Here is a 12855-nt window from a genome sequence, read left to right on the forward strand (position 1 = left end):
GTAGCCGAAGCACTAGTTCCCTGCTGATCAAGCACACCTAAGCTTAGGAACGGCCGCAATGGCCGTTGTGGTTTGCGGACAAACAGGCACCGAGCTCAAGCTCGACTCAAGTCAGACTGACTCGTTGCCTTGGCCAATAACCGCATTTTAAGTGCGGGTACGATCAGTGAACGATCAGTGATGTACTGATCAGCGATGCCATCTCGCGACCAGCGTAGCAAGCGTTCTTATAGTACTTTTGCTCGCTGTGATGGTTACCGACGGTGCGGGAGCAATCGCTCGCACGAATCGGCAACGGGGTTCCGTCATATCGTGGAGCCATGTAGCGAGGGCCGGTGCATCCGAGAGCTTGAGAATCTGAGTTCCGCGAGATGAACCGGAAGTACTTCAAAGCAATGTCACGTTGGTTGTACAACAACACCATCTCGTTGATGTTTTGGTTGGCGTACCGATGCTGGCCGCACGATGACATCCAAGTGTTGTCAACAGCGGGTGCTAGCAAGCCGACATCGAAGTTGGCACCCGTGATAGCAGGTTGATCCAGCGCACGGCGACCAATCGAACCGCCCGCCAACGCGTGCAAACCGCCACTGACGATCCGGGCGCCGAAACTGAAGCCAATCAAAGCCGTTGGCTGTGCACTCGCATGATGCTGAGCAAGCAACCACGCCAAGTACAATCCTTGCGCGTCGGTTCGCTGAGCTTTCTTACGCGCGTCCGAAATCAAAATCGATTCGGCATCGCTGGGCCAACTCCAGATCACCCAATCAAACGGCTGATCACATGGCCGACGACTGGCGAGCTGTCGGTAAACCCACAAACCCTGGCTGATGGCGGTGGGAGCGTCACGACGGTTACCGTGGATGTAAATGATCCGCGGCCGGTCGGATGACATCGACGATAGATAGTCACCCAAATCGCTGTCGCTTCGACGACCGCAACGGTCAAGCCGATTGAACTGGAAATTCGGGTTGCGCAAGTTCACTCGGCAAGCGTTCGACGACAGATGTCGGGTACTAAGCAACCAAAGCCGATCCCCTTCAACCTCGGCCGAAAGCGACGCTGGGGTCGCGAGCAACGCCGGCGTAGCGAGCGATGAGGGCATGGGAAAAGACGTTCTCATCGATCCGTCTGTTTCGCTTTCGCCAGACGCAGCCGAAAGCGATACCGGACGAGCCAATTCCAGACCGGTGGTCTTCGATACATGCCGATCAGCCTTAGGTGTTTCCAACAGTGTTGACGACACCGGCAATAAAGAAGGTGACGGGCCGCCTAAGAATGCAGCCGAAGGTTCGGCGTGTGCGATCGTTCCGCCCCAGGCGATCGCGGATAGAAGCGAAGCCACCACAATGAAGCAGTGGTTCACACATGTGCAAGCCGGCTCGTCTTTCGGTAGTTGCTTCATGTTTTCAATCGAACCGGTAGTCCGGGTAGAAGTTGGGAGCATTAACACGTGCGATACGGCGGCGACAAAAATGAAACAGCGTTCACCGGACCGGGTTTCTATCGGCCAAAACAACGACCTGGGTGCGCTGTTGCGTCCGAACAACCAAATGTTGCCCAAAAAAAACGACGTTGCGTTTGCACAACACGAATTGCGTCCTACTTTTCAGTGGTCTTCCATCCGAGGCCAACGTTTACGCTCGCTTTTCCCGTGAAGGAAACTTTGATGTCTGTCCGAACTTTAACACTTATAGCGCTCGTGGCGGTCACGGGCACGACGACCGGTTGCGGTGGAATGAGAAACTTCTTGTTCGGTCGCGGAGCCAGTTGCGGCCTCTGCAGCCGAGTCGGCGCCGTTGGCACCGCACTGAACCCGCTCGCACCGGCGCCCAACGCGGTCGCTCCACCAGCGAACTACGCACAACCTGCTCGCGGCGGTTGCTTCAATCGCGGTTGCCTATTCAACCGTGGCGCAGCACCAGCTTACGCTCAAGCCCCAACCTGCAACGATGGCTGTGTCGGCAGCGGATACACCAACCAAGGCTGCATGGACGGCGGCGGCTACGACAGCGGCTATGTTTCCGGAATGGCGGGCGATTGCCAATCGTGCCAACCGTATAGCGGAATGCACAGTGGCGCCGTGATGGATCCTTACCTAGGTAGCCCCGTCATTAACGAAGGTTACATGGGCGAAAGCTATCCTACCGGCGGATACCAAGGTGGCGTCATCCAAGGCGACAACTTCTATGACCGTAACAGCTACAGTTCACGGAAGTTCGACTCGCAAGGTGACGAAATCATCAGCGAAAGTCCACTTCCATCCGGTGCCCAGTTAATCAACTGAGCCGGATACTTCCCTGATTCAACGCCGCCCAACACGGGCGGCATTTTCTGATCAGAGCGGCCGGAACCAGGCGGCAAGACTGAGACGGCGACGCAACCCGTTACCAGTTGAATTCCCCGCAAGTCCGCACTTACAGCCAAACGCAAACAATTCTCTAGGCGAACGACGCTTGCTTATTCGTCGTCGGGAGCCTGGCGGCGGAACACAGCGACAATGTCGTCAACCGGCACGACAAACAGTTGGTTGTCATGTTCTAAGTCAACCGGGATCGCGGCCTTCGGATGGAAGAGAATTTTGTCGTACTGACGCAGCGGTAGTTCCTCGTCGTTCTCGACCGCAGCGCTAATCGTGACGATACGTCCGGTAATGGTGGGGATCTCGGCGGCGTCCGGCAAGGCAATCCCGCCACGGGTTTCCCGCTTGGGCTCATCCTTACGCACCAACACGCGATCACCGATCGGCTCAACGTATTCGAACGTTGAGGCGGTTGCTTTTTTCTTTGCCATTGTATTCTTTGATTCCGACTTAGCGGGCGTCGACCTTGGTGAAGATCATCTTGCCGGCGTTAGTTTGCAGGGTACTGGTCACGCGAACGTCCAATTCTTGACCGATTCGATGGCGTCCGCCTTCGACAACGACCATCGTTCCGTCATCAAGATACCCGATCCCTTGCTCGGGACCTTCCCCTGGCTTAATAACACGCAATCGGAATGTTTCGTCGGGTAAGAAGACCGGACGAAGCGCGTTACTGATCTCATTCAGGTTGATGACCTGAACGCCTTGCACCTTTGCGACCTTGTTCAAGTTGAAGTCGCCCGTAACCACCTTGCCTTCGAGATGCTTGGCAAGCAAAACCAACTTCAAATCAACCGTTTGCCCCGCCAATTCGGGCAATTCTCGGTCAAAGATTTGCAAATCAACGTTGTCGTCGGCACGTAGTCGATTCAAAACGTCCAAGCCTCGACGTCCGCGAGTTCGACGCAGTTTATCACTGCTGTCTGCGATCGCTTGCAATTCGCTTAAGGCAAAACGAGGCATGATCAATTGGTTGTCAAACACGCCAGTCGAGACCAAGTCGGCAATCCGGCCGTCGATGACCACGCTGGTATCGAGGATAAGCGGCTTGAAGCCTTTCACTTCACGAACGAATTCCACATACGGAATCAAGAAGCGGAAGTCGTCCTTGGTTTGCAACAACACCGACGTGCACAAGTAGCACAGCAAAAGCCCAAGCACCAATCGAACTTCATTGACATTGCCAATTTGTTCGATCAACGGGGCCGCCGCAATCGTCAAAATGTATGTCAGCAAGACACCGATCAACACGCCGAAGTAGACCGACGTGATCGTATCGATTCGCTTACGAGGCAAATAGATATCGACAATCACCATCGCAACGGCGACTCCCATGATGAACACGAAGTTCAACCACGGCAGCGATTCCGAGCTGCCACTGGGCAACGAGGAATTGATGATCGCCGAAACGCCACCAGCGCACAGCAAAAAGAACAGTCTCAGTATGATCAGTGCCATTATGTTCGCGATCTCCGACTGCGGAGAACGTTCCTGGAATGAGTAATGAATTAAATAGGTGGTCAGCTCAAGCCTTAATGATTGGCTTGACTACGAACCACGACGCAGTGAGTGATACCACTCCGAACGATGCCGCTCGACCAACCGAATTGGGTCATGAGCGGGCCAATTGAAAAGTGCCCTAATGAATAAGCACGCCAGTGTAAATGCTCAAAACGATCCGCCCAGGGGCCGGGTAACGGTTTTGAACATGAAACCAACCTGATGACACCAAGACGTTCGGTATTACCGAAAAGTTCATCTGTACCAATTGAACCAATCGCAGCAAATTGTCACAGGGCGATCGCTTCAATTGGTTATGAAAGAGGGTCTCGCCAGCTACAACGGCAGGCAAGCCACATAGGCGAACCTCTACGGGAAAGAAGACGCCCCACGCGACAAGTCGTACAACGAGTCCAGCACCCATCCCCAAAGTGGGGATCGACCACTCCCTAAAAATGAGAAGCCGTCGACGCGTTAGCTATTGTTTCAAACCTTGATTTCGGCCAATCGTCAAATGACTGGTGTCCGCCGAAATCTCAACCTGCAATGGGCGGCTAAACCCGGCCGCCCGGTTATCAACAATCGACACTTCGTCGCAATATTGCAGGTCGATCGCGGGGAAGGAATTCACCGCGGGATAGTCTTCACTAAACGTCACGCGATTGTTTTCGATCACCAATGCACGTACCGACTTTGCCTGCACAATTAGCCCATTGAATGACTCGATCGTGTTGTCAACGAAACGGATATTACGGTGATACTGCCCTTCACCCATTCTCTGACTGGACGCCAGTAGCGGCGCGGCTAAAAGGGGGTACTTGGCTCCGCCTTCAAAGCCGACATTGCGAAATACGTTGTGACGGATCGTCACGTCACCGACGGCGCCAGATTCATACCACTTGTTGTTGTCTCCCTCGATCAGAATACCGTGCATCTGTGGCGAAAAATGGTTGTTCTCGATCAGCACCTTTCCTTTGGTCGTCACCAACACTCCTCGCGCTCGGTTCTCACGAATCGTGTTGTTCCGCATGATCAAGTCGGGATTCCACGTCAGGTTCTCGACCGACATCGGACCTTCCGGCAAAGCATCAGGCACTTCCGAAACGGTCATCACGAAGCGGTGCGAATTAAGAATCTTCACGCTTTGAACGCTGGTCTCCGCGAACGGCATGATTGTTTCTCTGGAGAGCAACGCAATCCGGTCGCCAGGTTCGGCGAAGACCAAACCCCACTGCTGGAAGTGGCTGATCTCGCAAAGAAATTCTCGATCGCCGAGGTACTCTTCGACTTTGACATACGCGCCGTGCACGTTGATCCCATCGTCCAACATGTGCTCGAAAAGGCAATTCTCAACCTGGATTGTGCCTTTGCATCCGATGAAGTGAGTGGCGTCAGCACGCGTGGCAACCATGCGTTCGTCATTGGATGTCACCACCATCTTATTCAGAGAGATGTTCTCGGTACGTTCGACAATCAACCCCATGCCGCCAGCATCGTGCACGGTCACGTTTTCGATCGACACGTCTTTTGAATTCGTCACTTGAATGGCGTGACACAAACGACTTGTCGGATGCACACCGTAGACGACCAATACGCTGCCAATTGGCGGTGGAGTCTTGACGCCCTTATCAAACCGAAAGCGGTTATCGCCCACCGCACTGACGCGGGCCTGCTTGGAATTGATTGAGTACTGGTTCGTGTTGTAGATCGGCGATCGTGTCTTAGGATCAAACACCATGTTCGATCCGATCGGATCATCTTGGCCGTATCGCTGAAAGAGGATCTGACCGCCAGAAATCTTATACGGGTATTTATCACGATCCGTCTCAACAACGAAGCTCTTCGCAGCCTCGTCTCTTTCCACAACAGTCAACTCCGCGTGAAACGAGCGAACCCAATCGATCGTCAGATTCTTGATGACCGCATTGCGACACCGCTCGATCGTGAATGGCACCAAGCGACCATGAAACATGAAAGTCGATTCGCCACCATCGATGGTCAGGTTCTGACAATCGAATAGCGGGAACGCCATGCGTTTGAGTCCGTTGTCGTGGTTGGCAACGGCTCGATATTCCTCGACTGCGTTTTCAGGGTGAAAATCGTACTGCCCTTTCGGGAAGAACAACGTCACATTGTCTTTGCCCTGAACCGATTCAACCAAACGGTTGACTTGATAGGTGACATCTTGCCTCGGGACGATCCCATGGTCTGCTACGTTTATCGTGTCGGCACACGCCGACGCCCCTAAAAACAGACAGACAACAACGGGAGCAATCTTCATTCGATGACACCTAACATTGGAGAACGCGTCGCGGAATCCGATAACGGACAACGATGCATAAAATCGAATGACAATGTACACCAACGCATTTGCGATTGGGTCGCCGAGGAATCAATCCGGCGTATCAAGGTATGGATCTTGACCGATCTCACGCTGCATTTTCTTGCGTTCTTTCTCGTGATGCATCAACACCATTCGATCGCGGAAGTGGCGACGTTCCACCTTACGCTGAGCCCGATGAAACATGCTGGCCAATCGGTCCGCGCTACCTGTGTTGGCCTCACCTCGATTCTTCAGCTTGTCGTATTTGATTTGGCCGTAACCACCTTTCAAAATATCGTCATCCAAAGACAGGTACTGCCGGTAGGATCCACGGTCGCCTTGCCGTCCACACCGCCCAATCAATTGACGGTCGATTCGGGCCGCGTCGTGCAACTCGGTACAGATCACATGCATGCCGCCACGCGATTCCACCGCGTCGGCTAGCTTAATGTCCGTACCACGCCCGGCCATGTTGGTCGCGACGGTGACTTTTCCAATACCTCCAGCCGCGGCAACGATTTCCGCCTCGCGTTCGACGTTGTTGGCATTCAATACCTCATGCACGATCCCAAGTTCGGTCAGCATGCCTGAAAGCAAAACGCTCTTATCAATCGAACGGGTACCGATCAAAACCGGCCGTCCCGTCGCATGCACTTCCGCGACCTCCTTCGCAATAGCTTCGAATTTCGCATTCAACGTTCCGAAAACCCTCGACGGAAGCTGTTCACGCTTGGGCGGTCGGTTCGTCGGCACACGCACAACAGGCGTTCGATAGATACGAGCGAGCTCACTGGCACTGGTGGCTGCAGTCCCGGTCATCCCAGCCAGGTGCGGATAACGCAGAAACAGATCCTGGACCGTGATCCGTGCCGCCTGTCCGGTTGGCACACTGATCTCGATACCTTCCTTGGACTCAATCGCTTGGTGAATCCCGTCGCGCCACTTTCGTCCTTCGGCAAGTCGTCCGGTGAATTCGTCGACAATCACGATCTCATCAATCTTCGGATCTTTCTCGCTAGGACGAATCACGTATTGTCGGTCCAACAGAAACTCACGGTGCACCTTCACGCTACGCTCGATGTACTCGTACAAATCGACCAACCCCATCGCTCGGACAAGGTCGTTTTTCGGCATCGCTCGTACCTTGGATCGACCGCGAGCCGTTAACTCATAGCGTTTCGTTTCATCATCAATCTCAAAATGCTCGTCGAGTTCAAATTCCGGTGCATGCTTGGACGCCCACTTGTAAGTTTCAACGATTTGATCGCGAACGTTGTCTTCGATGCTACCGATGATCAGCGGCGTTCGAGCTTCGTCGATCAAAATACTGTCGGCTTCGTCCACCAAACAGAAATGCATCCCCCGCATCACGATCTGGTCACCTGAGTCCGAAAAGCCGCCATCTCCGCCGCCCAACATCTCGGTCTGCATTCGGTTTTGGGCACGCAGCAACAATCGATCCCGCAGGAAGTCGAAACCAAACTCTTTGGCCGTCCCGTACGTGATCGCAGCGCCGTAGCTTTTCCGCCGCGCACTTTGGTCGTCTTCCGTTTGGATGATGCCGACACTGATGCCCAGCATTTCAAACAAAGGCGTCATCCACTCGGCGTCTCGCTTGGCCAAGTAATCGTTGACCGTGGCGAGGTGAGCTCCTTTGCCGACCAACGAATGCAGATACAGCGGCAGCGTGGCCGTTAGCGTTTTACCTTCCCCGGTTTGCATCTCGGCAATGTGGCCTTCGAACAATCCGATCCCACCAACGATCTGCACGTCGTAATGCCGCATCGACAGCGCGCGTCGTCCGGCCTCGCGGCACAGCGCATAACCTTCCGGCAACAACGTGCTCAGTTTTTCGCCGGCCATCGCTCGGTATCGCAAAGCTAGACTGCGTTTTCGAATCGATGCGTCATCCTCTTTCACCAGGATCGGCTCAAACTCGTTAACGCGGGCCAATTGACGACGCCAACGAACCATTCGCGGTCGCAAGTTTCGGAAATTGAAGCGAGAACCACCGCCTGCGCTGGGATCACCGCTGCGACGTTGATTCGCGACATCGGGCGCCGTCGCGATCTCCGCGACCGGCGACTCGGGCTCGTCGCCGCCGCCTACTGGTATCAAGGTGTCGTCCGGCAACGACGCAGCGTTATCCGGCGCAGCATCTCCAGCTGCAGGAACGGCCGGGATCGAGCCGGTTGGATTTGGGCCAGTAGGCACGGAGTCCGTCGGATTGGGTTTCGGGGCAGTCGAATCGGACATCGTTCAGCGGTTCGATGGGCGGAAAAGCAGAATTATGTATCAAACGGAAGCTCGTTTTACGCTCCGAAACACCATCGCGGCGAGTTCGAATGCGCGTGAAACCGCATTTTACCCGGATTCTCGGTGACTTAGATAAACAGTGACTGCAATCGGCGTCAAAACAGGCAAGATGCGTTGCCTGTGCCTGCCGTTCCGTTGAATCTGAATAGTCCGGATGAATTGGTCGATTCCAATATGCAGATCAATCCCGTGTTCCCGGACTACACGAGAATTCCAATGAAGAAGAATATGAATAATAAATGGAAGATGTTGACCCTGACGGCGATGCTGTCAGCAACCACCGCTACAGCGGCCGACACGACCTACGATGAGGACGCGTACTTCGCGGAAACATCGGACTACGTAGGCAGCCTCTACGACAACAATGATCGAGCCACCCCGGCTCCGGTCGAAAACGTACCCGTCCTCAACGACGACGTGTACTTCAACGAAGTTGCCTACCAAGACAACGTCGCCCCCAACGCATACACCAGCGACCTCGAACCGGTTGCTTACGTGGGCGACGAGCCAGCCTATCTTTCTCCCAACGTGGGTAGCGGGGTTTCGGCTTCACCCGTTTCTTACAGCTCCGATTGCGGTTGTGGCGACGGTGCCTGTGGCGGCGGAAGTGCTTGCAGCAGTGGCAACTGTGGCAGCACACCTCGCATGGCAAACCGCCAAATGCAGTGCAAGCCTCAACGTAAGCTTCTTGCCGGAGCAGACGCTTGGATGACTGCTGAAGCATTGCTTTGGTTCCCACAAGCTCGCTCGACACCACCTTTGGTAGTTGAATCGGGTGCCGGCGTTTTGCCTGACTTGAACAACGGCACCGTTGCATTCGGTGGCGACGACGCCTTCGGTGGTGATGAACTCGCCGCTGGCTTCCGTCTTGATGGCGGACTCTTCCTGACCGAAGACTTCGGTGTTGGCGGACGTTTCTGGTGGCTATCCGAACAGAGCGATAGCTATGCCAACGGTGGCGACGGTGCGACCAGTTCCATCGGAATCCCATTCTTTGATTCCGCAACTGGCACCGAATCCACGCTCTTCACGGCATTCTCTGATGGAGACCCAGGTGCCTTTGGCGACTTCGAAGGTACTGTTGCTGCTGAATCGACTCTGGAGATGTACGCCGCTGAAGCTTACGGTCGCTTGCGATTGCTAGGTGGTAAAGGCTATCGCACCGATCTGGTTGGCGGTTTCTCGCACTTCGGAATCGACGAAGGCCTTAACATCAACATGACCGCTGAACAAACCGATGACTTTGGTGGTGGCTTGGGTGACACATTCACCTATGCCGACACCATCGAAGCGGAAAACCGATTCTACGGTGGTCAAATTGGCTTCCTGACTTCGGTTGGACAAAAGGCTTGGACCCTAACCGCACTGACCAAGGTTCACTTGGGCGACATGGAACAAACCTTTACCTACAACGGTACACGAACGCGAACGCCTGCACCTGCTGGTACTGTAGCCGGTGGCATCTTCGCTCCAGACGGTGAAAACGCGAACCTGACTTGGAGCGAGAACAACTTCTCGTTCGTACCGGAAGCCAACTTGAAACTGGCCCTGAAGCTTCGTCCTCACGTTCGCTTCACCGTCGGTTACTCATTCCTGATGTTCAGTGACGTGGCAACTGTCGGCGACAACATGAATCGCGTCGTCAGCTCACAGTACTTGGTCCAAGACAACTTGGGTGCCACCGGAACTCCTGACCGGCCAGTTTCAGATGGCCTGGAGTCAGATTCGTTCTTCGTGCACGGTCTCGATCTCGGTGCCGTTATCGAATTCTAAGAGATCTGAAACTTATCCAGGCGGAAGGTTTGCTGGGTAAAGAACCGGCTCGAACAGTCCGGGTCTCTGAGCTTGACTTTACTCGGCCAAGCAACCAAGGGCGTGGCGTTTCAATTTGAAACGCTACGCTTTTTTTGTGCGCGGGCACCAAACCAGTTCGATAGGTAACCGACGTGCGGAATAGTCGCTCGATCAGTTTCGCCAGCGAAGATCAGACATTGCCCCTTGTCGATCAATAGCGTCCTGGCTGCAAAGTAGGGTAACCGTCGATGAAACGTCGGATAAAGTGTCGGCCTCGCCAATTCAACATGTGGCGTTCCCACCCCTGGCGTTCCAACAACCGATCACTGATCCGTCCATTGGTCACGTGCGCCACGATTGCCTGAGCGTTTCGTAGCCGCGCGATTTCGTTCAGAATATTGCAGGCCCCCAAGAACGTCTTGTACTGGGTCTCGCTGCCGGACCGGATGTAATCCAACGTGATGAAACCGGGCAGCCCACTGGGAATATGAAAATCCAAGTGGCACAAATCGCCCCGAATTCGCCCCCGATTGGACTCCCACCAAACTTGAGCAATTGACGCGGGGCTAGACACCCAGTGCCGTTCGACCGCGACCAATTTACCGTGCTGTGTTATGATCCGGCCAAATCGAACTTGCTTGATGGCCTCGGCGTCCTGAGCAAGATCGTGGTAGCGTTGGCGGCAAAACATGTCCGGTTTCCATGTTCGGTTTCTCTGACGAAGCGTTCATCAAACCTACCACACGATTTTCGCCGACACGTTTTCAAGTTTCGCTGTCGCGTTTTTGAGTTTGGCACCCCACGTTTTCATCATGCAATCCGAAACATCCTCGCAACCCGCCCCCAAGCCCGACTCTACTGGAGCGAGTGCACTCGCCAGTCCCTCACGATCGCGATGGGGCCGGCTGACAAGGCTGCTCGTCTTGGTCGCGATCCTTTATGGGTTGTTTTGCGGTGCGCTCGTCTTTTGGGAAACAAGACTGGTGTTCCCGGGCGCTTATTTTGACGCAAACCAGTGGATGGACCAAAACCGCTTCAATCCTGACCAACCCCAATTCGGCGAAGTTGTCGGGTTCGATTACCAAACGATTGACGACCAAATCCTTTCAGGTCGTTTCTTTGAGCGTGAAGATGCCAGCCGCGTCGTCCTGTTTCTTCATGGCAACGGGATACGAGCAGTCGACATGGATGGCTGGGCACGCCGTCTATCCGACGTGTTTGATGCAAGCGTATTGGTTGCCGAATACCGCGGCTACCAAACCCCCGGCTTCCATCCGACCGAACAAAGCACCTTCGACGACGCCCTCGCAGCAATCGATGCATTGTCCAAAGCCACCAACACTCCGGTTGAAGACATTCTGGTTTACGGCCGTTCGCTGGGTGGCGGGATCGCAGCAGGTCTGATCGAAGCATTGACCGATCGCGGCACTCCACCGAAGTCATTGGTACTGGACCGAACTTTTGATAGCGTCGCCGATGTCGGCGCTGACATGTTCTGGTTCCTGCCCGTGCAGATGCTGATCCGAAACCGATTCAACAGCATCGAGCACCTGCAAAATTATCGCGGCAACATTGTGCAGATCCACGGAGCACCGGACCGAATCGTGCCAATGAAAAACGGCCGGCGTCTCCACGACAATCTTCAAACCCAAGCGAAGGTGTGGATTGAAGTTCCCGACATGCGACACAACGATCGGATCTCGCTGGAATCACTTCAGCGTTTGAGATTCGAAGTCGATCGGCTGGAAGCGAAACAAACCGGCGCCGTCGAAGAGGTCGCAACGCCGTAATCCGACAACAAGTCATAACAAGGGTTTGAACCGGGTCGCCAGCCAGTCCTGAACCTAAAAAACCGGCACGCTTGTTGACGGTCAATCAGCCGGTCCAAACTATGCGAGAGCGACCTGCTCGGACAAGCGATTCGAACAAAACGCAAACCACGGTTCAGTTCTTTTGCAGCGCGTCGCGAATCTCACGAAGCAACTTGATGTCTTCGCTTGGCTCGGCAACCTGCTCTTCTTCAGGCTCTTTTTCCATTTGTGCACGTGCCATGTTGATCACCTTAATCGCAGCGAACAACGCGATCGCAATCAACAGGAACTCGAAGATCGTTTGAACGAACGGACCATAGTTGAAGATTGGATAGTCCTGCATCACCATCACAGGGTCGCCATTTTTGAGTGTTTCCATCTTGCCATCGGGTGTTAACTTGGGTGATTCGGTGGCAATTTTGACGGCTGCCTCTTTGAAGTTGATCCCGAAACGAGCCGTTAACAAGTTGATCGGCGGCATGATTACGTTCGATACCAACGAGGTCACGATCTTGCCGAATGCACCGCCAATGACGACGCCCACGGCGAGATCAATGACGCTTCCCTTCATCGCGAACTCTTTAAACTCTTTGACTAAACTCATTTTGGACTCACTATGCGGTGTAAGGTTTGGTGAAATCGCTTTATTACGACGGGTACTTTCGGAGTATGTGAGACCAAGATGCCCTTCGCAATAGTGTGGTCCAACGGCTGCAACCAAAATTTATACAATAGGTAGCAGCGTTACC

Annotated in this window: 10 protein-coding genes; 3 read left to right on the forward strand and 7 right to left on the reverse strand. The window is 54.2% G+C overall.

Annotated elements, in window-relative coordinates; all coding sequences use genetic code 11:
* Positions 1 to 163: 163 nt before the first annotated feature.
* On the reverse strand, positions 164 to 1405 hold the full coding sequence (locus ACR3ZL_RS17515; RefSeq protein ID WP_486172824.1) for a hypothetical protein: 1242 nt from the start codon (positions 1403 to 1405) through the stop codon (positions 164 to 166).
* Between the two features lie 264 nt (positions 1406 to 1669).
* Here ACR3ZL_RS17515 and ACR3ZL_RS17520 point away from each other — a divergent pair, with 264 nt between their 5' ends.
* Entirely contained in the window at positions 1670 to 2287 is a 618-nt protein-coding gene (locus ACR3ZL_RS17520; RefSeq protein ID WP_473651825.1) for a hypothetical protein, read from the forward strand.
* 173 nt (positions 2288 to 2460) lie between these two features.
* Here ACR3ZL_RS17520 and ACR3ZL_RS17525 read toward each other — a convergent pair whose 3' ends face one another.
* The 4 genes from ACR3ZL_RS17525 to ACR3ZL_RS17540 all read right to left on the reverse strand — a co-directional run bounded on the left by ACR3ZL_RS17525 (position 2461) and on the right by ACR3ZL_RS17540 (position 8441).
* Complete coding sequence (locus ACR3ZL_RS17525) at positions 2461 to 2793, reverse strand: co-chaperone GroES (RefSeq protein WP_473651824.1); 333 nt, start codon at positions 2791 to 2793, stop codon at positions 2461 to 2463.
* A 19-nt stretch (positions 2794 to 2812) separates the two neighbouring features.
* A complete protein-coding gene (locus tag ACR3ZL_RS17530) occupies positions 2813 to 3820 on the reverse strand; it encodes a PIN/TRAM domain-containing protein (RefSeq protein ID WP_473651823.1) in 1008 nt (335 codons plus the stop codon).
* Positions 3821 to 4340: 520 nt separating this feature from the next.
* Positions 4341 to 6143 carry a right-handed parallel beta-helix repeat-containing protein gene (locus ACR3ZL_RS17535; protein ID WP_473651822.1) on the reverse strand — a complete coding sequence of 601 codons (1803 nt, stop codon included), beginning with the start codon at positions 6141 to 6143 and terminating at the stop codon, positions 4341 to 4343.
* A gap of 111 nt (positions 6144 to 6254) precedes the next feature.
* On the reverse strand, positions 6255 to 8441 hold the full coding sequence (locus tag ACR3ZL_RS17540; protein WP_473651821.1) for a preprotein translocase subunit SecA: 2187 nt from the start codon (positions 8439 to 8441) through the stop codon (positions 6255 to 6257).
* A 276-nt stretch (positions 8442 to 8717) separates the two neighbouring features.
* On the opposite strand from ACR3ZL_RS17540, the gene ACR3ZL_RS17545 reads away from it, so the two are divergent.
* The gene (locus tag ACR3ZL_RS17545; protein ID WP_473651820.1) at positions 8718 to 10274 is read left to right on the forward strand and encodes a BBP7 family outer membrane beta-barrel protein; all 1557 of its coding nucleotides are present in this window, start codon (positions 8718 to 8720) and stop codon (positions 10272 to 10274) included.
* Positions 10275 to 10506: 232 nt separating this feature from the next.
* Here the strand turns inward: ACR3ZL_RS17545 and ACR3ZL_RS17550 are convergent, their stop codons facing one another.
* Positions 10507 to 10986 carry a hypothetical protein gene (locus ACR3ZL_RS17550; RefSeq protein ID WP_473651819.1) on the reverse strand — a complete coding sequence of 160 codons (480 nt, stop codon included), beginning with the start codon at positions 10984 to 10986 and terminating at the stop codon, positions 10507 to 10509.
* Between the two features lie 121 nt (positions 10987 to 11107).
* On the opposite strand from ACR3ZL_RS17550, the gene ACR3ZL_RS17555 reads away from it, so the two are divergent.
* Positions 11108 to 12085: an alpha/beta hydrolase gene (locus ACR3ZL_RS17555; protein WP_473651818.1), complete on the forward strand. Its 978-nt coding sequence runs from the start codon at positions 11108 to 11110 to the stop codon at positions 12083 to 12085.
* 154 nt (positions 12086 to 12239) lie between these two features.
* Here the strand turns inward: ACR3ZL_RS17555 and mscL are convergent, their stop codons facing one another.
* The gene (gene mscL / locus ACR3ZL_RS17560; RefSeq protein WP_486172825.1) at positions 12240 to 12710 is read right to left on the reverse strand and encodes a large conductance mechanosensitive channel protein MscL; all 471 of its coding nucleotides are present in this window, start codon (positions 12708 to 12710) and stop codon (positions 12240 to 12242) included.
* Positions 12711 to 12855: the final 145 nt, after the last annotated feature.

The organism is Rhodopirellula sp. J20-39 (genome assembly GCF_057365095.1).